Genomic DNA, 22,883 nt, shown 5'->3' with positions numbered 1-22,883 from the left:
TTCCGTTACCATCCGGACGAAGAGATAAATCGATTCTCATTTATTCAAAATTACACCAAATACGATTCGCAGGTTCATGTTGGATTCGTTTTTAACTTTTATTAACCAACACACGCCGGATCTGAAACAGCAACCGACTTTGCTCGCCGTGAGCGGGGGGATCGATTCTGTCGTAATGGCTCATTTATTTCATAATCTTGGACTTCCGGCCGCCATTGCGCATTGTAATTTCGGATTGAGAGGGGAAGAATCGGATGGCGACGAGGCATTTGTGCGTGAACTTGCCATCAGGTACAATTTTCCTTTTTTTGTGACGCGCCCCGACGTCAAAAGTTTCGTAAAAAGTGCGGCTGTTTCTACCCAGATGGCAGCCCGTGAATTGCGATACGAATGGTTCGAAAAAGTCAGAAAAGAATCCGGATATCAATGGGTCGCTACCGCGCATCATGCGAACGATTCACTGGAAACTTTGCTCCTTAATCTGGTGCGGGGAACCGGCCTGGCCGGATTGACAGGCATTGCACCGGTCAATGGTCATCTGATCCGTCCTCTGATACGCTCCAACCGTGCAGAAGTCGACCGGTATGCAACGGAAAACGGCATTCAATGGCGTGAAGACCGGACCAATGAAACGGACGATTATTACAGGAATAAAATCCGTCATCACGTAATCCCTGTACTATCCGAGTTGAACCCCTCGCTCGAAAGTACTTTCAATGTTTCTTCCGAGCGGCTCCGGGCTGCGAATGCACTACTTGAAAGGCATTTACAACAATGGAAGACGCAAGTTGTGCGCGATGAAGCCGGCACTATTCGCATCCGGATTGCCGATATATTGGACGATGCGGAGCCGACTTATCGGCTGTGGTTCATTTTACAGGACTTCGGTTTTCAATACAGCCAGCTGCATCATATCGTAGCCTCGCTCAAAGGAACCCCGGGGAAGCGTTTTTTTTCCCAAACACACGTGTTGCTTGTTGACAGAGAGGACCTCATAGTGAAGGTATCCATTCAAAGTGCAGGTTCCGAGATGCTGATCATCGAAAAGCCGGGCGTAACATTGGATTGGTATGGGGCGGAGCTGAGTCTGCGTTTATTGCCGACCGAAAGTCCCATTCGTTTCGACAGCTCGACGATCGCAGTCGATCCGGATTTGCTCACCTTTCCGCTGACACTAAGGAGGTGGCAACAAGGGGACATCTTTCATCCATTTGGAATGGGTGGGAAGCGTAAAAAAGTAAGTGATTTACTGATCGACAGCAAAATCGATCTTTTTGAAAAGGAAAAAACGACCGTGCTGCTCAATGGTGACGGCGAAATTATCTGGGTGGTAGGAATCCGCGCCGACGAGCGGTTCAAAATAACTGCTACCACAGGAAACATATTAGTGATTTCTCTCAATAGCTAAGAATCAAAAATGGCCAGATTAAGAATCTGACCATTTTCCACGAATTTCTATCCTAATATTCGGTTAGTTCTATCGAGTGCAAGAACGTGAGGTAATTTGATTGGAAAAATGATATTGGTCATAAGTCGGCGCGTGAACAAATCATTGGAAGAACTGAAAAGAATCGCTTGACCGGAGTTTGAATAGCTTTCTCTGCGTTTATAATCGGTATTGTTTTCGACCGATTAGTAAGTTTTTGACTTAGTTATAAAACATGAATGGGAATAGTGACGAATAATGATTTTGTATCCTTAAATTCTAGGATATAAAATCATAAAAGTCTGGTATTTCAATCCCCGTCCTCAGGCGCCAAATTTGTACCAGGCAAATATGGTTGAAATTCGTGTTTTCGAAATCTCAGCAACGATTAATCCGGTAACATGCGCATCGTAATATGTGACGATCATAAAATGGTTGTCGACGCTTTATCTCTCCTTTTGGAAAGTATCGATGGAATTGAAGTCGTTTCCAAACACCATGATGGAAAGGAGGTATTAGTAGCGCTGGAGTTAGATCCGATGGTTGATATTGTATTGTCTGATCTGCAAATGGAGGTGATGGGGGGGATCGAACTAACGTTGCAAGTGCGCAGACTTTTCCCGCATGTCAAAATTTGTCTCTTGACGGTAGCTGATGAGCCGGAGTCAATTAAAGAAGCTATTAGGGCCGGAGCTGACGGATACGTTTTAAAAAATGCAGAGCGGGAGGAATTGGAGAAGGCGCTTCGATTAATTTACAGAGGGCATAAGGGTTATACGCAGCCGGTCTTGTTGCAGTTAGCTAAGGATAATTCAATTGACTTCAAGCCGGAAATTGACAACATAGGTAAAAATACACTGACTCCTCGAGAGCTTGACGTGCTCAGATTAATTGTTCAGGAGTATTCCGGAACGCAGATCGCCGAAAAACTATTCATCAGCTCAACTACTGTGGAGACACATCGAAAGCACCTGATGCAAAAACTTGCTGTGCAGACTACCGTCGGTTTGGTGAAGTATGCCATTCAGAAAAATCTAGTTTAATCATATGTATAACTCTAATCCCTCAAAATCAAAATGGCAGACGTAATCAAGTATGTGCGGATAGAAGGCCGCATGCAAATTGAGTTTCAAAAAGGTACGCCGGATTCTCCAACCGGTCCTATCACTGGTGAGCCCAATGAAGAAGTCCTTGTAATGAGATTCCTCGACGAAAACTTTGAAGTTAGACCTGGCTTGGAGCCATTGTACTTTTATCTCAATGATCAAAATGGGAATCCCGATCCTGTTAAGTTCAGATACGTGCACCTTATTGCCGCTTTTAACCAAACGGGTTTTAGGAGAGTGGAACATACGTTGAGAACTGTTGACCCACTGTTGGAACCTTGGGAGGAAATGGAAGCATTAACTATACCCGATAAAGATATGAACCCGTCGGGGCCTCCTAAACCGAAAATGTAATTGCACGATTAAGTCGCAAGATTCCCGTTGATAGACGTATCAACGGGAATTTTTATGAGTATACAGGTGCCCCGGACAGTGGGAGTAACGAGTTCAAATACTCCTCCCAGGGACTCCAATCTTGTGTGAATGTTTTGGAGCCCTCGACCACGCTTCCGCGTATCGATATCGAGACCAACCCCATCATCTGTCACCGTAAGCTCTACGCCAGATGTGGTCTTGATCAAAGCAAGGCAAAAAGTGGTTGCATTTGCGTGTCTTATCGTGTTATTGATCAGTTCGAAGATAATGCTGTAAAGATTGAATTCTATCTCGATGGGTAAGCGCACATCCAGCTTTTCAACTGTCATGGACAAATGAAGACTGCTGCTTTGGTTTATTTTCGACATCAGATTGCTAACGGTGATGACCAAACCATCTCGTTCAAGTTCAGTAGGTAAAATATTATGAGATATATTCCGGACTTCGGTATAGGCGCTTCGGAGCATTTGCCTAACATTATTATAGACGTTCTGTTCGGGATCAGTGAGATTTTTTGGATTGATAGCCTGCATACTCATATTGACTGCGCTCAATAGGCCGCTTAAATTATCATGCAGTTCCAGCGCTACCCTTTTTCTTTCAATGGTTTGTCCCTTGAACATTGCATATCTGATCTCCTTGTTCTTCCGTACGAGCTCCTTGTTTGCTTTTGATAGTGCTTCCGTTCGCTCCGTAACCTTGGTTTCCAAAGTCCTGTTCATGTCCGAAAGCTGTGACTGAGCATGCTCAAGTAACTGGCGTTGTGCATTAATCTGGACGTTTTTGGCTTGCAGTTTCCTGTTATTCCAGAACAACAGAAATGCGGCCAGTAATACGAAAAATATTCCGGCTGCCAGCACATTGCGATCCTGAGCAAGTTTCTGGCCCTTGTTTTGTTCATCGAGTAGCCGTACTTGCTGACGTTGGTATGCAATGGTTTTATTCACATTATCGTATTGTGCTTGTAAGCTTTCGATACGATGGTCGGTTTTCTCTTGTGACAGACTATCCCTTAATGTAACAAAACGAGCGTAAGCATCAAGCGCCTTTGCATATTGGTGATTTGACTTATAGATTTTTGAAAGCTTTTCGTTAGCCTCTGCGATAATGCTGCTGTTGTTAGTTTTTTCCGCACGTTGTTTTGCCAGTATGCAGTTCGCCAAAGCTAACTGCGTTTGCTTCGCCCGAAAGTACGTTTCGGATATATTGAGAAGAATGCTGCATTGCAGATCTGTACTGCCGATTTTTTCGGAGCGCACGAGTGCTTTTTGGTAATGATCAAGTGCTTTTAGCCGGTCACCCATTTCATTGTAAACCCATCCCACCGCGTGTAAACCCTGAGCTTCATACCAGCCTTCATTCTGTTGTTTTGCCAGTGTGTACATTGCAATATTTGCTTTCAATGCATCTTTTAGCTTTCTCTGTTCTCTGAAAATAGAGCCTTGTACGTTTAAAATACCCAGGTGAATATACGTATCCGGTTCTTTCTGTAATGCGCTTAGCCCCAAACGGCAATGAGTATCAGCTTTTTTATATTCCTTTAGACTTGTGTAGGCGTGGGCCAGTCCGCGATGTGCTCCCGCAATTTTGGCAAACTGCATTTCCTTTTCGGCTGCAATGAGGGCCTTGAAATAATATCTGATGCTCTGATGATAGTCGCCACGAACCTGATACAGATATCCCGTATATTGTAGTGCGTAGGCTAATTCTTTTTTCAAAGCTGCGCGCTGACAAAGTTGAATCAACTTTGCCGCGAACACAAAGGCAGAATCGATATTTTTATCCGTGTAAAGCCTCATTTTGTTCTTTAAATCAAGGCATTTCAAGCTGTCGCTTGTATTACTTGCAGGTAGCTTGATTCGGAGGGATTTGGAGCTTAGGCGTTCTTTATCCATTACTCCGGCGGAGCTATGAAAAGCGGATAGCAATAGCAACAGTAAAACTTGGTGCATGGCAGAAGGCTTTAGAGAGGGTTGATAAAGTAAATATCCTAAAATTTTAGGATGTAAAATCCTAATTAACAAGGATTTTACCGTACAATGATTAGAGTGAATTTTGATTCATCATTAAACCCGAACATTCGCTATGCTTAGTAGTAAACACCCTATGAGAAACGAGATGCTTAAAGGTATTCAGGGAAATATTCTTAAAGCACATGGAAGACATCATACAGCCAATCTTTTTATCACCGGTGAGCCTGAAAAGCAATCGGAAGTTAAAGCCTGGATCAGGAGCCTTACCGAGGGCAAGAACCCGATTATATCCTCGGGTGCACAGCAAATTCTCAGTATTGAAAAGTTCAGAAAAGAAGGAGAAGATAGCGGCCCTTTCGGATGCTTTCATATCAGTGCGGCGGGATACAAGTACTTATTTGGTCAGGAACGTGCCGACCTTTTTGGCGATGACTCATTTAAAGATGGAATGGCTAACGCTAATTTGAATGATCCGCCTTTGGCTATGTGGGATGAGGGACTACAAAAACCGCATTTTATGCTGCTGTTGGCTGATACCTCGGAAGATAGAGTACGCTCTGTAACGGTGGAAATTCAAAAGTCGATTATGTTTTGTACAAAGGTTACGAGCGTTGTCAAAGGGCATGCCGTATTCAACGGCAAAGGAGCCGGTATCGAGCATTTTGGCTACGTGGATGGCGTTTCGCAACCCCTGTTCTTTCAGGATGAATGGGAAAAATATAAGCTGAACAACAGCATAATTGACGAATCGAAGGATATCGTTTTCGATCCGCGTGCCAAACCGGAACTGGTACTCGTTCCCGACCCGCTCATAACCGGCGATCCTAATGCAATGGGAAGCTACTTTGTTTTTCGCAAGTTGGAGCAAAATGTGAAAGGGTTTAAGCTGGCGGAAGCAGCATTGGCTGTACAACTCGGTTTGGAGGGTGAGGAGGAGGAAAGAATTGGGGCACAGGTAATCGGACGCTTTGAAGATGGCTCGCCCGTGCAGGTTGTTCATGAGGAGGGGCAAATGCCCAATAGCGCCGTTTTCAACAATTTTGACTATGACAGTGAAGATGCATCTAAATGCCCCTTTCACGCGCATATTCGCAAAACAAACCCACGATCTGATTTGCCAAAAGGAGAAGCGGCAAAAAGAAGAATGGCAAGACGCGGTATCCCGTTTGGTATCCGAAATGATGACCCCGAAGATGGCTTGATCGACAACAAGCCAGAGGGGGATGTTGGCTTGCTTTTTATGAGTTACCAGGCAAGCATTGTCGACCAGTTCGAGTTCATTCAAAAGAATTGGGCTAATAATAGCAATTTCTCTAAACCCAACACCGGGCTTGACCTCATTATCGGGCAGGGAGGGCAGGAATATCCGATAAAATGGGGTGATCCTACTTCCATGAGACCGGCTACGTTCGGTCAATTTGTCCAAATGAAAGGCGGCGAATATTTCTTCGCTCCAAGTATGCGGTTTTTACAGGAAATAGACGAGCTCTAACCTCAGTTTCACGCCAAGTTTGTCAGTAAGCACCGGACAATGTTCGGTGCGGGTGACTTCTGTTGCCTGATTTTTAACTCACAGTTTATTCGACAACTCCAATGAAAACTATAATCTTACTCTCATTACTGATCTTTTCGCTAAAAAACGTACTTGGGCAAAAAATGCAGGAATTCAATCAATTGTATTATGAAAAAGAGTATAAGAAAAAGGTTGATAAAAGGCTTAACCAATTAAAGGTGGCGGGAATCGCGGCAGTCGCGGCAGTTCCAGTTGTACCGGCTCCTGCCAGTTCTTCCCCACTGGAGGACGCGCGGGCCAACGCGGAGGCTGAGTCGAATGCAGATGTATCGGAACCGACATCAATTAATGAGATTAACGGCCTACCTGCTTTTACCGACTTGCTAAGTGATGACGTTGTTCTGCCTAAAATGGAAATAACCGGCGTGACGAATTTCAATTCAAAAACCGGTATTTACGGCGACGTAAAACTATTTACGTCCGGCGTGTCAGCGAAGCAGACCAGCTATACGAAAATGTTTTTTACAGAAACAAGTACCTATGGAATATCAATGAGTTTCAATTACTTGCCAGAATTTGCGATTCGAAACTTCAAAAGAGCCAATGGCGATGAGCAGGAAGAATCTCATTGGATTTGTGCCTACGTGAGCGCCAATTACCTGGGTAAAAACTTATATGGTGTTACCATCGACAACGGTGTAGCTGATACAACCAAATTCAGTTCGGCGTTTGGTCATTTGAAATATGGCGTGCAGGTTATCCCGTTCAAAAATCTGCTCAGTTTCTATGCTGACCTGAACCACGTGATCGGGCTCACAAACCGAGAGCCGCTGATTAAACATGCAGCTTCATTATCCAACGGATTTACGAATTTTCTGAATATCGGGACGAAGTTCGTTCTGGCAACAGATCCCGGTAAAAAGCCGCTTAATCTGTTCATAGACATCAGTGGTGTAGTTATGCGGCATTCATTGAAGAAGATTTATGATACTTCCGATAAAATAATTCCCAGGATTAGCATTGGGAGTGAAATCAGGTTCTGATGAACTTAACGTATATAGGAAATAGTACAATCTGTTCAACCCTGTTCGACTATGACATGGTTTTTTGAAAAAATCCTGATCAGGATTTTAGGAACTGTACGGATCAACGTGAGTGCTGATTTGCTTGATCAGATACTTTCAACGCTTTGGACGGTAGCCCGGCATGTATCCCTGCTGCTGGTTATTCTTCTGTTGTACTTTTTTATTTTGTTCAATAATCCGCAGGGGATAGATATTGTCGAGGAGGTATTGATCAATAAAAAGTACTGGGCCTGGACAATATTTGCCTTAATTTCTTTCGGAGTATCGCTGTGGTTTTGCTCATTTTTTGTGTTGCAGTTGAAAGAAATTTCGAGCGACCAGCGCTTTCTCAAACATTACAGAGAGGGGGTGAAATTCTGGATTGTTGCCATTCCCCGCATTCTGGGAATAGTTCCATTTGTTTCATTGCTTTTTAAAACCAGTCTTTACTCGGGTTCGAGCATCTGGTTTTTGCTGATACTGTTTGTTACCGTATTCATTTTGGCGATCATTCAGGAGGAACTGGTTGTTGTACTTGAAAAACAGGTCATTAACGTCAGGTGGTTTGACGAAATATCGCCGGAAAAAAAGACACTGGGTTCTCTGCTGTATTTCAGGGGGTTTCGAGCGATGTTCTACGGTTTTTTGGGGTATATATTTTTGTTGTTCATTCTTTCGGTTACATCCGTGGAGACGGGTTTCGCTACCACGGTTGGGCCCTTTGCAGTTATGATTTTCGGACTTTCGTTTCTGAGTCTGATTTTCTCTTTGGTAATGTACTTTAACCTGCCGGGCCGGCGACCATTCATTCTCTACTTCGCTGCGTTGATTGTCGTCTGTGGTATCGTTAACGACAATACCAAAATCAGAACGCTCCCTATGAAATCGACGAGGTTAACGTTGGAAAGTGACTTTCGCAGTTGGGCCGAGCAACTTATCGCATTGCGAGGTGCTGCTCAAAAACTGGAATTGAAGGATAGCGTAAAATCAGACTCGCTGGCAATTTACTTTCCACGCCTGGGACGTCCGTGCTGCGTGCCGGTAGATTTAACGGATTCGGCAATTGTGGGAATTCGGTTGCGCGAGGATAGTATTCTTGTCCACCGGAAAACTGTTGTGAATGAGTCTTTCGTGCGGGAGATTCCGGTCATTTTTGTGGCTGCGGAGGGAGGAGGAATCAGAGCCCTCATCTGGACGGCTTTGATTTTGGCAAACTTGGAAAAACGTTTTCCCGGTATGTATAAGTCCATTTATGGTATCAGCGGTGTGTCGGGAGGTGGGGTTGGCGCGAGCTTCTATATCTCATACTTATACGACCAATTAAAGCGAGACCGCAAAATTGACGCCAATGAAGCGGCTTTTCATAAAGCTGTGAAGGCCGATTTCCTTTCAGATTTACTGGCTGGGTTTCTTTTTCAGGACAATTTGCAAAATATTCTCCCGGTGGGAATTGAGGGTTTTAACCGCACACGGCAGCTGGAAGACGCATGGAGTAAATCCTTTTCTGCCAACACCAACAGTTTCACGATGAACCGCGGTTTTCTGCGACTGTATGCGGACGCTAAAATGCGGATACCAAGATTATTTATTAATGGTGTTTTGGCGGAAAGTGGTCAGAAAACAATCGTTTCGTTCCCAATGCTGAGAAATGATTCATTGAAATCCATTTCTAAACCGGATGTATTTGCAGATGAACTGGATGTAATTGAAGCAATAAATAAAGACATTCCTGTGAAGACAGTCGCTTCGCTTTGTTCACGGTTTCCTTACATCACGTCCGGTGGATTAATATGCGGAGAAGGCGGCGGACGAATAGGAAAAATAGTGGATGGCGGTTATAAGGAAAATACGGGCTTGGAAACAGTATGGCAACTTATATTAAGACTAAGACCGGTATTTAAGGATCTCCATAAAATCCATCAAAAGGAGAATATTCGCTTCAAGCCAATTGTGATTTTTATCAAAAACAGCTTGGAAACCAAGACGATGGATATGAAGAATACGCATTCCATTGTACTCAGTGAAGCGCTTCTTCCGCTTGGTGCGGCCAGTAAAGCATCCGATCGGAAAACCCCTACGCTGAGCGCACTTACCGAGAATGTTTTTAAATACTACGATGAAAAGGGGAGCGACTCATTGTCATGTGAATTCATTCAGGTCGAACTGGATAGAAGTACCGAACAGGGGTATCGACTGCCACTGGGCTGGTATTTTTCGGAAGCATCGTTCAACTACATCGATACCCTGGTTGCAAATCGGTTCAAAAAAAGCGACCACACATTTGACCGTCTTAGACCTTACTTCTTAAAAGAATAATCATGGGAGGGCTCACTTCATTTTTACAAGTTGGTGGTTTTCTGATTGCTATTCTCACAATTTATCGTGCACTGTCAGAATTTGGGAAAACCAATCTGCTGCAAAGGGCGAAAAAGCTGGAAGAGCTTATCGATAAGTTTAAGGATAAAAAGCTTTATGTGGCTAAAAGGGTGCTGGATGATTTTCTCGTGGTGTACTATGAGGGGGTTGAATCCGTACCCCCTGATACCCCGGTGCCGCGAAGTCTATCGAAGCCGGTGACGATTGTCCACAGTAAACTCAGTACCCCGGAATGGCAGATGCTGAGGAAGGGCAAGCGGTCATGGAGCTTCAAACGTGATGGTTTGAAATCGCAAACGCCGCCAAGGGCCGATCGTCGTATAGTAGGTGTCGTTAGAGCAACCTTGCCAAAGGTAGACGAGTTTACTTTTATTAGCCTGCCGTATTTGTTAAGGAATCACAAAACAAGCGTAATCGCAGACAGCGAAGTATATTTCAGGGATTCATTCGACGAGCTACTGGATTTTTACAGCCTGTTAATTTACTATCTCCGCAACGAAATAATAACGATACGAGAGGTGAAAGCCCACTTCCAATTCCATTTAATGTCGGTAAAGGAATGTGGTGCATTGATGGAGTATATCCGGATTTATTATGAAGAGACAGATTTTGAATGGCTGTTTAAGCAGCTGCCTGAATAACTGTGATTGAATTCGTTTCATTTTAACCATTTGTCAGATGAGCATATATGATATCCCTGTTCTTACTACTGCGCTGGCTATTGTTATCAGCTGGGCACTGTTCGCATTGTTTTGCAGCTACCTATTGGAAGCCTGGGCTCAGATTAAGGCGGAACGAGGTCGGTTTATGAAAAACTACCTTTACACACAATTAATGGATAATGTCAATGGCATTAACTGGGCGGAACTGGTCTATTCACATGGAGCTGTCGATCTATTGAGCCGCGATCCCAAGAAGCCGTCCAATGATATTTCCCCTGAGCTATTTGCGAAAACACTGATTGAAGTGGTGGGGAGCTCGCGCATCGTGCAAAGTCAGATTTCACAATTTCAGCAAAACGGGATTGTTACGAATTTCCAGTCGAGGTTGCTTCAAGACTATAAGTATGGGACACTCATTCTGAATTCAAGTGACGTGGTATCCCTTTTCAGACAGGCTATGAGTTACGCCGAACTGAATGCGGCTAGCAACCTGTCAGGTGCTGTAAATGAGTCAGAATTGTACGATCACCTGGTAAGATATTTTGAAAATTGGTTTACCGAGTTTAACCAAAGGCTGAACCTGTGGTACAAGAAACGGACGAGAGAAATGCTGTTTTACCTGGGCGTAGTAATAGCATTGTTTATTAACGTAGACAGCATTCAGCTTTTTTCACAATTCTCGCAAAATCCGGTAAAAAAAGAGGCAGTCATTGAATACTATAAGAAGCATCCGGAGCGGGCCCTGACCGAACAGGGCTCAGGGGCTTCCGCACAGGCGACAAAGCCGGATAGCGCCAATTTGTTGAATGGACAGCTGGTTAAATCACTTGATAGTCTGGTAAAGGCCCAGGAGCTTCCGGTAGGATGGAAATACAATGTGATTTCAACATGGCCGGAGAGCAGGCCGAACCTGTTTATGAAGATTTTGGGGGTTTTGATTTCGGGGTTTGCGGCCAGCTTCGGAGCGCCATTTTGGTTTGATTTGTTGCGGAAGGCTACATCTGTTAAAATCTAAAATCAGAAATTATGCAGTTCTTCAATGTTCATAGCCACATTTTTAATATGCGGAACGCCCCGAAGCGTTTCCTGCATATGTATCTCCCCGATTTCGCTGCAAACCTGATCGATCGGCTGACTAATACGGAGGTCGGTGCTTCTACATTTGCTTTTTTGCTTTCCAAACTCGGCGGAAATGGAGGGAAGCGCTATGCCAGTTTTTTGCAGGTTGGAAAGAGCAGGAACCAGCGCGAAATTTTTGAGAACCTGAAATCGCAGTACGACGATCCGCATTTGAAGATCGTGGCATTGACAATGTATATGGAGAAATGCGGAGCGGGACCCACTGAAACGGGTTTTGAAGGCCAGCTGGAAGGTATTTTGGAAGTGAAGAAGGAGTATCCCGACAATCTGCTGGTATTCCTGGGGATAGATCCGCGTTGGAAGCGTTCGGGACAGGAATTGAGAGAAACCGTAGAGCGCCATTTCAACACTCCGATAAAGGTAAATGCCACTCGTTCGGTATATCCATTTGCGGGACTGAAAATATACCCAAGTATGGGCTTTTACGCGTTCGATGAGAAATTAAAAGAAACTTTCGAATGGGCGGCGGAAATGAGTGTGCCGGTGCTCACGCATTGCAGCTACCTGGGAGGCTTGTATTCTAATGACACAAATCATGTCAATGATAGTTTAAATCCGCTGGATATATATGCGGGTGTCAAATATTCGGAAACTTTCGGCGCGGGCACACCTCCGCCTCACCCGGATAAATCCAGGAAACTATTGAAATGGATTCTGGGCCAGCGGGAAAATATGCGGAATTTGAATACTTGTTCTTACTTCATGGAACCAGCCAGTTTCAAAACGCTACTCGATTACCACTCGAAAAAAGAACGCCCATTGAAAATATGCTTTGCGCATTTTGGAGGTGAAAGCCATGTTCTGGATGAATATCATGAGCGATCATCGGGCGATATTTTTGGTATGATACCGGCGAACTGGTGTGCACAAATCAAAGATCTCATGCTAAAATATCCTAAGAGCGTGTACACCGACATTGCATATGCAGTAGGAAACTCCAAAACGCATCCCGCATTTTGGAAGGAGCTCCAAAATCCCGCATTTACAGACAAAATTATGTTTGGCACCGACTTCTTTATGACTGAGCGTATTCTTCCGGAAAAAGACGACTACGCATCGTTCAAAAAGTACGCACTTCCAAAAAACATTAGCGACAATAATGCCTGGGAAATTATGGCATCCCAAAATGTTGAATCGTTTCTGACCAGTAAATACTATCCCTAGTATGGCCCAAGCGAGTCCTTAGACGTGCGACACAGCAATCGTAAGGTGAATCTAATCCTGATTACTATAAAACCGCTGCATTTCAACTTCACCACTTCCACGAAACGCTACATTTTTATCGGGAATTTTGAATATTGGAAAGTCCCAAAATCGCAAAAACCCCGTTTAAAGCGTTTAAACGGGGTTTTTGAATGTTTTGACATCATGTCCTGCAGAGAGAGAGGGATTCGAACCCCCGGACCTGTTACAGTCAACGGTTTTCAAGACCGTCGCAATCGACCACTCTGCCATCTCTCTATCTGATTCGCCGTGCGCGATTCATGGTGCAAAGGTAAGGTTAATATCGATAAGTGCAAGAAATTTTGAGATATTTTATTGTGATTATTTCTAACTGTTTCATTTTGAATAAGTAGGTGGGCCGATTGGATAAATGCGTGAAGAATGAAGACGCCAGGGGCTTATGTAACTCCTGGCACACTTTTTGCTCGCTCGATGTCAAACCACATTTCAAACCACTTCAAATTCAAAAACCATGAGAAAAATCTCTTTGCTCGTTCTTCTGTCAGTGTTCAGTAGTGCGGCGTTTGCACAATCATTTTCTATCGGTCCGAAGGCAGGGATCAACATCAGTAATTACACCGGTAGTAATATTGAATCGGATGCGCTGGTGGGGTTCCATTTGGGCGGGATCCTCAACTTCGGGATCGGGCAGGTATTTTCGATCCAGCCGGAAGTGTTGTTTTCGACGCAAGGCGCCAAAATCGACAATGGTGGCAAAAGGGAATTCAAAACATCGTACGTGACAGTGCCGGTCATGTTGAAATTCCGGGCCAAAGGCGGGTTCTATTTCGAACTCGGACCGCAGGCGTCGTTTAAAACGGGGGAGGATGTGCCGGACCAGACGATCGACCATTTTGCGAAGAACCTTGACCTGGCAGGAGCCGTCGGATTGGGCTATCAGGCCAATTTCGGACTGGGTATCGGAGCGCGCTACATTGCCGGATTTTCCAAAGTGGGCGATTTCGACAAGAATGCAGCGATGAACCCCGATTTCAAAAACAGCGTGATCCAGCTGAGTTTATTCTTCGCGATTCCCGCTCATAAATAGCGAGGTACTTCTTTAAAAGCATTTTGAAGGCAGGGGAAACCCTGCTTTTTTATTGCTCTCAGGAGGAAAGCCCTATTTGTTTTAAAAACTGCTCGCGGTAATTGCTGCCGATCGGTATTTCGGTATTTTGGATAAATACGCGATTCCCCTCAATGTGGTCTATTTTGGATTTATTGATGATAAACGACCGGTGGATGCGCAGGAACTTTGATTTCGGGACCAGCTCCTCAAAACCCGAAAAAGTCATTGCCGGCAGTAATGTATGCTGCGTAGTCCGCACTTTGGTGTAATTCCCATTCGCTTCGGCGTACAAAAGGTCGTCGTGCATCACTTTGTAAATCCTCCCGTCGGCTTTCAGGAAAAGAAAGTCGTCTTCCTTTGATTCACCGGCTTCCGCAAATGCTCTACCGGTTGGTTGTAATTTTTCCATGGCCTTGTCCACCGCGACGATAAACCGTTCGAGTGAAAAGGGTTTGAGGAGATAGTCGCAGGCGGCGAGGTCGAATGCGTCGACGGCATATTCCTTGTAGGCGGTTGTGAATATGATTTGCGGAGGCGTTTTGAGCGTTTTCAGGAAAGAAACGCCGTCCATGACAGGCATATTGATGTCCAGGAAAACGATATCGACCTTTTGTTGCATCAGCGCCGTTCTGGCCTCGAGCGCGCTCCCGCATATGCCCGCTACGCGCAGGTAGGGGAGGTGCGCACAATAGGTACGTATAATGTCCCGCGCAATGGGCTCGTCGTCAACGATCAGGCAGTCGATGGGCGTCATATTCTATCGGAGATTCAGGCGTAAGTTAATGGTGTAATGGGTTTCTTCGTTTTCAATGGAAAGGTCGTGCTGGTTCGGATACAGCAGTTGCAGCCGCTTCCTGACATTCGCCAGTCCGAAACCGCTGTGTTTTTCAACCGTTTGTGCATGGGCGTCGGTGCGATTGCGTGAATTTCTGAGGTAAAAAAGAATGGAGTTTCCCCAGACTTTCAGCTGTATTTCGATGAATATCATGGGTTCCGAAGTGTTTTTGGAATGTTTGAAGGCATTCTCGATGAACACAATCAGCAGCATCGGGGCAATCCGGATATCGCTGCTTGCCTGGCTTTCAATATCGGTTTTCAATTCCAGCCGGTCACCGATCCGGAGCTGCTCGAAGTCGATGTAGTTGTGAATGTAAGCCAATTCGTCTTTCAAGGGGACATAAGTTTCGTTCGCCTCGTATACCGAATACCTCAGTAAGTCTGAAAGTTTCAGGATCAACGCCGGTATTTTTTCGTGCTGCGTGATCGAGAGACCGTACATATTATTCAATGTGTTGAACAAAAAATGCGGGCTCAGTTGCGATTGCAGCAAATGCAGCTCACTCTGGCTCTGCGCAGCCTGTGTCCTGGCGGCTTCGAGCTCTTTCCGGGTGCTCATTCTGAATAATTTGATCAGCGCGCCCGTACATAGCCCGATAGTTAGGAAAGGGATCCAATACAACAACAGGTTAATGCCCGGAAATCCTTGAAACTGAAAATCGGCATGGATGAAAAGCCAGACGGAACACAATGCAATGGCGATTGCCAGCCCGTTGAGCACGTTTCTGGCGATCTCGCGCTGCCTGGCCGACCATACCGTAGCCAAATGCCGGCCGGTGTAAACGCAGCCGAACAATACGAGCGTCGCCGCAGTAGCCAGAGCTTCGTCGTGCGGGGCTCCTATGGTGTTAAGGTGAGTATCTATACCGAGAAAAACGGGCACGGAGGTAGCGGCGGTAAGCACCACATAAATGCCCGTTTGGGTTGCTTCCTTATTATCGCCGTTAAAAATGCTGCTCATGATTCATCCGGTTAGTGCCTCGATGGCGTCCGCAAATACGCATTTCCTAATTCCGGAATACGATTTTACACGTCATAAAGCCCCGATTTCGTGATGGAAAGCCGTTAGGACGTGTCAAAATGGTTTGTCAGCGTTAAACCGGTTTCCGTCACGGTTCCGGGAAGTTACAACACATTTATTTCAAGGGGTTATGGGAGCGGGTAATATTTGCCTCATCATTCGACCATTTGAAATAACAGCCATGAAAACGTTTTACACCATTGTTACACTCTGCCTGATCAGCTGGAACACATTCTGCCAAACGGGTAATACGATTTCCGGAAAGGTTAAAGATTCCGGAAACGAAAATTTGCCCGGGGCAACTGTGCGGCTTCTTAAAGCTGCCGATTCGACGCTCATTACGGGCGAACTGACGGATATCAACGGCATGTTCCGTTTTGCCAATTTGGAAAACAATACCTATCTGTTGGCTATTACCGCCCTGGGGCAGAAGGATTTCAGGAGTATGCCTCTAACGATTGATGCGGCACATTCTACTATCTCGCTGCCGGTTATTGTGATGCTTCCTGCTAAAAGCATAGAGCTCAACGAGGTGGTGGTAAAGGCCAAAAAGCCGTTGATCGAACAGGAAATAGACCGCACGATTGTCAACGTGGGCTCGATGATCGGCAGTGCAACCAACAATACACTCGAAGTGCTGAGCAAAACACCGGGCGTAAGTGTAAATGCGAACGGGGAAATCAGTTTGAATGGAAAAGGTGGGGTAATGGTGCTGATAGACGGGCGCAGTACGTATATGTCGGGGGCCGACCTGGCTGCGTATTTGAAGTCGCTGCCGGGTGGCGTGCTCGACAAGATCGAGCTGATGGATAACCCACCTGCCCGATACGACGCGGCCGGGAATGCGGTGATCGACATCCGTTTAAAAAAGACGCGCACAGGCGGTCTGACCGGTAGCGTTGCGCTGGGCGGAAGCCAGGGCAGGTACGCACGAAGCAACGACGCGCTAAACCTGAATTACAACATGCGGAAACTGAACCTGTTTGCCAATTTGGGTTACAGCTACGAGAAGACTTATAGCGAAGACGATTTTACCCGCAGATATTATGATGAGGCAGGAATATTAAAATCGAGGGTTGAACTGAAAAACAACCAGCAAGCCGCTTCAAATGGCTACAATATCAATTTTGGAATGGATGTGACGGCTACACCCAAAACCGTTGTCGGCGCAATTATTAACCTGAACGGCTCGTCACGAAAAGGCGATTTTAGCTACGAAAGCGCTCAGCGAAATGAATTGAATGCGATGCTGGGGGACCGGCACCGGTAGCACGGTTTCAAACGATACCCGTCACAACACCAGCATCAACACGAATATGTTGCACAAATTCGATGATAAAGGTCGTGAACTGGCTATCGATGTGAACTATCTGAACTACCGGACCCGGGGAACACAGGACCTTGAAAACCGTTTGTTTAACCAGGACGGTGCTATGGAAAGCCGGGAGCTGTTCCGCTATCGCACTCCCTCCGAGATCAATATTTACACCTTGAAAGCCGATTATGTGCACCCATTGAAGAACAAGGCCCGGCTGGAAGGCGGTTTCAAATCGAGTTACGTGGATAATGATTTTATTTTCAATCACTTCAATACCAATGATGGCCATGCGATGATCGACAACCGCCGGTCAAATCACTTTCAATACCGGGAAAATATCAATGCAATCTATGCGAGCGGGGAAAAGCGGTGGAAACGGTTTGGAGTACAGCTCGGGCTCCGTTTGGAAAATACCATTGCAAAGGGGAATCAGCTGGGCAACGACTCGGTTTTGGCTATGCGTTTTACCAAGAACTACACCAAACTTTTCCCCAGCATTTTCCTTAACTACAAACCAAACGACCAGCATGCATTTGTACTGATGGCGGTTAGGAGGATCAACCGCCCGAATTATCAGATGTTGAACCCCTTCGTTTTTTACAAAGATCAATACACATACAGCGCCGGGAATCCCCATTTAATATCGCAGTACCAGGACCGTATCGAGCTGAAATACCAGCACAAGAACTTCCTGAATATGGGCCTGAGCTATAACCGCTTCACCAACGGTATTTTTACGACCATCCAGGCACAGGGCGATAGTTTCACCAGCCGCCCTGATAATATCGCGCGGGGTTATATGGTATTGCTGAATACAACCGTATCGGGCCGGATCACGAGCTGGTGGTACAACAACACTACCTTACGGCTCTCGCGCATTACCATGAAAGGTCCGCTGTACACCGAAGCGTTGAATTATGCAACTAATGTAGCACGGCTGGAACTGAGCAATTATTTCAATCTCGGTAATGGCTGGAATGCCGAACTGGGCGGCTATTATGCGAGCCGCGACGTAAACGGGCAGGCGCAAACCTCGGGTATGTTCCGCGTAAATGGTGGTATTCAGAAGAAAATCTGGAAGGGCAAAGGCACGCTCGCAATGAATTTCGAAGATATCTTCCATTCCTGGGTTTACCATAACCGGTCGTTCAGCATTCGTCAATCGGATTACTACCAGATGAACAGAACGGATACACAGCGCATCAGCATTGCTTTAAACTATAAATTCGGCAAGGAAACCTTCACCCGTAAACGTTGGCATAATAACAATGCATCCGATGACGAAAAGGGTAGGGTAGAATAAACCCGGTGACTTTCAGTGCTTCTCGATAGTTGTCAGGCAGGCAAGCAGCACAAGCACGAACGACAGTACGGACGCACAGGTACGGATCGTGTTCAGCCTATTCCATGGGATTTCGAATCGCAGGCGATGCGCGGCCAGCTCCTGTGCGGAAGCTCCGGTGAGGTTAATTTTATCCAACGCCTCATTCAAAGGCACATTGCCGGCCACGGTAACACCGAATGTCCCGATCGAATAGACCAACGTGGCACCCAGTAGCAAATAAAAGCGGTTACCCGTTCCGAAATGCTGATAGGTGCTGAGCGGCAGGAGCAAAAGCGTACCCATAAAGCTGGCAAAGAACACCGGATTGAGGATAGCGCGATTAATGGATTGCATGGCAGCAAGATAATGGCTGTCGGAAAGTGCACCGAGCCCGGGATTCACCGAGCACGAATAGCTGTAAAACAATCCGGCAATAAGGCCGCTGGCCAGGGCTGCTGCGAGCAGGAACAGGTTGATCGTCGTCATAACTTTTTTTCTTTCAAATTTCGGTGAGGCACCGTCCGAAAAATAGAACAAAAGCGACAGCCTATAAAAAACGCTCCCCGATTTCCCGCGCAAGTTGCGCGAACTCGTCGAACGTGCTCGGTTTGGTCACAAAGCTGGTCACTCCCGACAAATAGGCTGTCCGGATCAGCGTGGGGTTGGAGGAAGTAGAGAGCATGACAATCGGCATTGCGGCCAACCGGTTGTCTGTCCGGATGGCCGCCACCGTTTCAAGCCCATTCATTTTGGGCATATTCATATCGATGATAATGACCGACGACTCCGGGTCTATCACTTCCTTCATCAACGTAAGCAGGTCGAAACCATTTTCAACTTCGGTAATGCGGACGTTCATGCCCGAGTCCTGAATTGCTTCCCGGATAAAAAATCGGTCATCCTGATCGTCGTCAACAAGGTAAATCGTCTTGGAGTAGCTCATCAGAAAGGGATTAGTCCGCGCGCCGGTTTCGGGTACTGGGGTCAATGAATAGTTTAGCTATTTGTAAAGTTAGCCCCGAAAAAATGACAAGCCAAGGACTAAATTCCCTTTTTAAGGGGAATTTAGTTACGTTCGAACCTCATTACCCACATCCAGTTCATCGGCCAGTGGGAATTGATGCCGTCGTGGCTCAGCAGTATATTGTTTACCAATTCGTAGCCGATCAGCGATCCTCCCTTTTGGGTGATGTCCTGTTTGGCCTGGTTGTACAATTGCACCCATGTATCGGGCGAGATCAGGTCTTGTGAGGCGCTTTTAAGTCGTGTCCAGTTCGAGTTTTTGGCATAGCCGCCGTAGCGTTCGATCAGGTAATGCTTGAAACTTTCGTCGTTCAGGGTGATTACCGTCTGTTTTTCATTTTCGCCTTCCATAGCTATCAAGTTTTGACTTTTCGGATAAGTTGAAAATTGTAACCGACGTTACTATTAAAACTATACCAACTTCTTGTAGTTGATTGTAGAATTATCTCACAAAATGAATTGCATTTAGCAAGAGGGCTATTTTATTTATTTTCAGGCGATCAAACCGATCATTTTTGCACTTTGCAATGCCTCGATCGAATTGTCGGCTTGCAGTTTTTCAAGTATACGTTGCCGGTGCGTGTTGACAGTGTGGACGCTGATATCCAGTAATGCGGAAATTTCTTTACTCAATTTGCCCTTACCTATCATGCCGAGGATCTCTTTTTCGCGGGACGTTAACCTGATACCTGCCGGCAGGTCACTGTTTTCAAGTTGGATAAGCTCGCCGGTGTGTAAATTGATCACCTGGCTCTTCACCTCTGTCAGCGATTGATTAGGCGAAATGTCGATCACGCCCAATGAAAGCCAAATATTTCCCGATGCATCCTGTTCCAGCACCTGGTGCTGCTCCGTGACACGGATGATGGTCTGCTCATCGGGCACGATCCGGTACTCTGTCACCATTTTAAACTGCTTGCGTGTGTGCGAAGGCTGCGCCATCATGAATTTCATCGCCTCGTAACCATTTCGCGCCAGTAGCTGGCGGTCGTCGGGATGGATCTTCCTGTCAAACAATTCGTTTGGGATGCAGGAATCCATGGTGTCGAAATCGTAACCATACAGCTGGTAAAAATTATTCGAAACGTAAACATGTGCCTGTTTTTGCAGGTCGTAGACGGTCACACCGCTGCTACTGAGCTGGGCCATAGCACGGATGAGCGCCAGCTGCTTATCGAGCCGATCGGGTTCAAAACCATCAAAATCATAATATCTGTTGAGCAACGGCAGGTAGTCGGGCGCAATCCTCACCGATTTCTCCGGGGTGTTTTGTAATGATAAATCAGTATTTCCTCTCATCAGTATCCGGATTTTCTTTGCAGGTACATTGCAAGGACAACTTTGGAGGCATATCACCTAAGGTAAGAGGTCATTATTTTGTTAAAATCATCAACACTATGAATTTTTCAGTAATCCGGGGGGCTGATACTCTGTGGGGAAAATCCTTTGCCAAAGCTTTGGCGACCGATAACCGGCATCTGGTCCTGATCGGTGCGAAAGAAGCGCCATTGGAAGCGCTGGTCCGTGAAATAGTGCAAAAACACCGGATCCTGGTGCATTACCTCGTCGCCGATGACGCCGATACAGGCAGCATTATCGCGGCCTGTGAAAAAATCAACGACCGGTTTGAAGTAGATCTTTTAATTAATTACGCTGAAACCGGGTTCCACCAGCGGCTGGAAGACTACGATATCCGCACGCTGGACAGAAAGCTGAAAACCAATCACGCCAGCGGCATCCTCTATCTGCATCAGTTGTTGCCCAACCTGCTGCTTCATGCACACGCACAGGTGATCGATCTCTGGCATTGCCCGCACCCGGTACCGGCGTGGGAGCAAGCGCTGCTTACATTCAACAAGCGTTTCGCCGAACACCTCAATTCCGAACTGAACGAATCGGGATTGGTTATTCATAGCGTTGCATTGCCGGCGTTTACAGTCCCGGGATCGGCGGAGCGGGTAGCCGCAATCCTGGAAGATGTGCTGCCACATGCCGCAGAAAGGCGGTTGTTGACGCGCTAGTGTCATTTATTTCCTTGAAATCCGGCGTACCAATCCTCGAAATGGTAGATTTGTAAAATCACCACATCAACATTTTCATGGAAAACATTCAGATCAGGCAGGCACGGCTCGACGAGCTTCCCACACTATTTCAATTCGAGCAGAATCTGATTGCCGCCGAACGTCCGCTTGACGATACCCTCATCAGTGAGGAATTTCATTATTACGATCTTGAAAAGATGATTCGCAGCGATGAAGCGGAGGTCCTGGTAGCCACTTTGGACGGTCGGTTGATCGCCAGCGGGCATGCGCGCATCCTGGAAGGGAAGCCGTATAGCAGTTTCAACCGATACGCATTCCTGGGTTTTATGTATACCGAGCCCGATATGCGCGGCCGGGGAATCAATAAACTGATCATCGATGCACTGGTCGAATGGGCGCGGAAAAAAGGCCTGGACGAGGTTCGTTTACAAGTTTATTCCGACAATGCACCGGCCGTGGCAGCTTATGAAAAGGTTGGTTTCAGGAAAATACTCACCGAAATGCGACTGGCAACCAGTTCACAGTAATGAGGCTGTCGCTTAGAAGTCAGTGAGTCAGGTATTGTCAGGTGTAGTCATGTATTGTCAGGTGTAGTCAAGTATAGTCAGGATTTGTCAGCGATTGGTTTGCAAATACCTCACCGCATATAACAATACCTGACTACACCTGACTACACTTGACTACACCTGACTACACTTGACTACACCTGACTACACCTGGCTACACCTGACTACACTTGACTACACCTGGCTATACCTGACTACACCTGACTACACTTGACTACACCCTGACTACACATGACAATACCTAACACGGTAATTAATTTTGAATGTGTCATGAAATGATAAGGCGTTGGCGCGTTTGGGTAAGTCGTGGGTTGAGAGGGTGCAATACCTTTGTTGCATCCAAAAACAACCAAACAATCGACATATGAAAACGCTCAAAAATGTAATGCTTGTCAATGCAATCAGCTCAGGTGCAACAGGTTTAGGGCTGGCTGTTTTTCCGAAAGTAGTTGCCGGTTTGTTCGAGACCACGGCCACTATGCCTTTTATCGAAGTCGGTATTTTCCTCATCGCATTTGCTGCGCTGGTCTTTTCGGTAAGCCGTGGTAATCCGGTGAATGCCCGCGCTGTAAGGCTGGTTATTGTGCTGGACACGCTTTGGGTGATCGGTAGCGCGGCCATCGTGGCGTTCCAGGTGTTCCCGATTTCCGTGCTTGGCTATGTGTTTATCGGCGCGGTAGCGGTTTGGGTTGCGGGGATGGCCTACCTGCAATCTGCCGGCCTGAGACAAATCTCGGTTTCCTGATAAAAGCCGGTTCAAATGATCCCCTGCCGCATTCCGCGTGGCAGGGTTTTCTTTTTTGTATATAAATCCTCATTTTAGG

General features: G+C 46.2%; 22 protein-coding genes and 1 tRNA gene. 15 read left to right on the top strand and 8 right to left on the bottom strand.

From position 1 onward, the window contains the following. The first annotated feature begins 76 nt into the window (after positions 1-76). The 3 genes from tilS to J7619_RS13040 all read left to right on the top strand — a co-directional run bounded on the left by tilS (position 77) and on the right by J7619_RS13040 (position 2,886). Positions 77-1,408: a tRNA lysidine(34) synthetase TilS gene (gene tilS / locus J7619_RS13050; protein WP_291198843.1), complete on the top strand. Its 1,332-nt coding sequence runs from the start codon at positions 77-79 to the stop codon at positions 1,406-1,408. A gap of 419 nt (positions 1,409-1,827) precedes the next feature. Further along, positions 1,828-2,469 carry a response regulator transcription factor gene (locus J7619_RS13045; protein WP_291198841.1) on the top strand — a complete coding sequence of 214 codons (642 nt, stop codon included), beginning with the start codon at positions 1,828-1,830 and terminating at the stop codon, positions 2,467-2,469. Between the two features lie 33 nt (positions 2,470-2,502). Further along, positions 2,503-2,886, top strand: a complete 384-nt coding sequence (locus J7619_RS13040; protein ID WP_291198839.1) for a hypothetical protein — start codon at positions 2,503-2,505, stop codon at positions 2,884-2,886. An 8-nt stretch (positions 2,887-2,894) separates the two neighbouring features. On the opposite strand, the gene J7619_RS13035 is transcribed toward J7619_RS13040, so the two are convergent. Next, positions 2,895-4,859: a histidine kinase gene (locus J7619_RS13035; protein WP_291198837.1), complete on the bottom strand. Its 1,965-nt coding sequence runs from the start codon at positions 4,857-4,859 to the stop codon at positions 2,895-2,897. Between the two features lie 154 nt (positions 4,860-5,013). Here J7619_RS13035 and J7619_RS13030 point away from each other — a divergent pair, with 154 nt between their 5' ends. The 6 genes from J7619_RS13030 to J7619_RS13005 all read left to right on the top strand — a co-directional run bounded on the left by J7619_RS13030 (position 5,014) and on the right by J7619_RS13005 (position 12,799). Further along, entirely contained in the window at positions 5,014-6,372 is a 1,359-nt protein-coding gene (locus tag J7619_RS13030) for a Dyp-type peroxidase (RefSeq protein WP_291198834.1), read from the top strand. Between the two features lie 182 nt (positions 6,373-6,554). Further along, positions 6,555-7,436: a hypothetical protein gene (locus J7619_RS13025; RefSeq protein WP_291198832.1), complete on the top strand. Its 882-nt coding sequence runs from the start codon at positions 6,555-6,557 to the stop codon at positions 7,434-7,436. A gap of 120 nt (positions 7,437-7,556) precedes the next feature. Then, positions 7,557-9,773 (top strand): hypothetical protein, encoded by a 2,217-nt coding sequence (locus J7619_RS13020; RefSeq protein WP_291198830.1) that lies wholly within the window; start codon positions 7,557-7,559, stop codon positions 9,771-9,773. A 2-nt stretch (positions 9,774-9,775) separates the two neighbouring features. Beyond that, on the top strand, positions 9,776-10,474 hold the full coding sequence (locus J7619_RS13015) for a hypothetical protein (RefSeq protein ID WP_291198828.1): 699 nt from the start codon (positions 9,776-9,778) through the stop codon (positions 10,472-10,474). 37 nt (positions 10,475-10,511) lie between these two features. Next, entirely contained in the window at positions 10,512-11,510 is a 999-nt protein-coding gene (locus J7619_RS13010) for a hypothetical protein (RefSeq protein WP_291198826.1), read from the top strand. Positions 11,511-11,521: 11 nt separating this feature from the next. Continuing rightward, entirely contained in the window at positions 11,522-12,799 is a 1,278-nt protein-coding gene (locus tag J7619_RS13005) for an amidohydrolase family protein (RefSeq protein ID WP_291198823.1), read from the top strand. A 212-nt stretch (positions 12,800-13,011) separates the two neighbouring features. On the opposite strand, the gene J7619_RS13000 is transcribed toward J7619_RS13005, so the two are convergent. Continuing rightward, a tRNA-Ser gene (locus J7619_RS13000) sits at positions 13,012-13,096 on the bottom strand. A gap of 235 nt (positions 13,097-13,331) precedes the next feature. On the opposite strand from J7619_RS13000, the gene J7619_RS12995 reads away from it, so the two are divergent. Beyond that, a complete protein-coding gene (locus J7619_RS12995) occupies positions 13,332-13,907 on the top strand; it encodes a porin family protein (protein ID WP_291198821.1) in 576 nt (191 codons plus the stop codon). A 58-nt stretch (positions 13,908-13,965) separates the two neighbouring features. Here J7619_RS12995 and J7619_RS12990 read toward each other — a convergent pair whose 3' ends face one another. Continuing rightward, positions 13,966-14,682: a LytTR family DNA-binding domain-containing protein gene (locus tag J7619_RS12990; RefSeq protein WP_291198819.1), complete on the bottom strand. Its 717-nt coding sequence runs from the start codon at positions 14,680-14,682 to the stop codon at positions 13,966-13,968. Between the two features lie 3 nt (positions 14,683-14,685). After that, positions 14,686-15,726, bottom strand: a complete 1,041-nt coding sequence (locus J7619_RS12985; RefSeq protein ID WP_291198817.1) for a sensor histidine kinase — start codon at positions 15,724-15,726, stop codon at positions 14,686-14,688. Between the two features lie 241 nt (positions 15,727-15,967). Between J7619_RS12985 and J7619_RS12980 the strand changes: the two genes are divergently transcribed. Both J7619_RS12980 and J7619_RS12975 read left to right on the top strand, forming a co-directional pair. Further along, on the top strand, positions 15,968-17,056 hold the full coding sequence (locus J7619_RS12980; RefSeq protein WP_291198815.1) for a carboxypeptidase-like regulatory domain-containing protein: 1,089 nt from the start codon (positions 15,968-15,970) through the stop codon (positions 17,054-17,056). Positions 17,057-17,102: 46 nt separating this feature from the next. Then, the gene (locus J7619_RS12975) at positions 17,103-18,407 is read left to right on the top strand and encodes an outer membrane beta-barrel family protein (protein ID WP_291198813.1); all 1,305 of its coding nucleotides are present in this window, start codon (positions 17,103-17,105) and stop codon (positions 18,405-18,407) included. Between the two features lie 12 nt (positions 18,408-18,419). Here the strand turns inward: J7619_RS12975 and J7619_RS12970 are convergent, their stop codons facing one another. The 4 genes from J7619_RS12970 to J7619_RS12955 form a co-directional block, all read right to left on the bottom strand. Further along, positions 18,420-18,914: a DUF1772 domain-containing protein gene (locus J7619_RS12970; RefSeq protein ID WP_291198811.1), complete on the bottom strand. Its 495-nt coding sequence runs from the start codon at positions 18,912-18,914 to the stop codon at positions 18,420-18,422. A gap of 61 nt (positions 18,915-18,975) precedes the next feature. Further along, positions 18,976-19,371: a response regulator gene (locus J7619_RS12965; RefSeq protein ID WP_291198809.1), complete on the bottom strand. Its 396-nt coding sequence runs from the start codon at positions 19,369-19,371 to the stop codon at positions 18,976-18,978. A gap of 122 nt (positions 19,372-19,493) precedes the next feature. Then, entirely contained in the window at positions 19,494-19,802 is a 309-nt protein-coding gene (locus J7619_RS12960) for a hypothetical protein (protein ID WP_291198807.1), read from the bottom strand. Positions 19,803-19,943: 141 nt separating this feature from the next. Continuing rightward, positions 19,944-20,750 carry a LuxR C-terminal-related transcriptional regulator gene (locus tag J7619_RS12955; protein WP_291198806.1) on the bottom strand — a complete coding sequence of 269 codons (807 nt, stop codon included), beginning with the start codon at positions 20,748-20,750 and terminating at the stop codon, positions 19,944-19,946. 98 nt (positions 20,751-20,848) lie between these two features. Between J7619_RS12955 and J7619_RS12950 the strand changes: the two genes are divergently transcribed. The 3 genes from J7619_RS12950 (at position 20,849) to J7619_RS12940 (ending at position 22,804) form a co-directional block, all read left to right on the top strand. Further along, the gene (locus tag J7619_RS12950) at positions 20,849-21,472 is read left to right on the top strand and encodes an SDR family NAD(P)-dependent oxidoreductase (RefSeq protein ID WP_291198804.1); all 624 of its coding nucleotides are present in this window, start codon (positions 20,849-20,851) and stop codon (positions 21,470-21,472) included. Between the two features lie 77 nt (positions 21,473-21,549). Next, on the top strand, positions 21,550-22,020 hold the full coding sequence (locus tag J7619_RS12945) for a GNAT family N-acetyltransferase (protein ID WP_291198802.1): 471 nt from the start codon (positions 21,550-21,552) through the stop codon (positions 22,018-22,020). A gap of 403 nt (positions 22,021-22,423) precedes the next feature. Continuing rightward, the gene (locus J7619_RS12940) at positions 22,424-22,804 is read left to right on the top strand and encodes a hypothetical protein (RefSeq protein WP_291198800.1); all 381 of its coding nucleotides are present in this window, start codon (positions 22,424-22,426) and stop codon (positions 22,802-22,804) included. Positions 22,805-22,883: the final 79 nt, after the last annotated feature.

Source organism: Dyadobacter sp. (assembly GCF_017744695.1).
Classification (GTDB): Bacteria; Bacteroidota; Bacteroidia; order Cytophagales; family Spirosomataceae; genus Dyadobacter.
The sequence above is the reverse complement of the archived record's forward strand: the minus strand, read 5'-3'. Positions and strand labels throughout refer to the sequence as shown.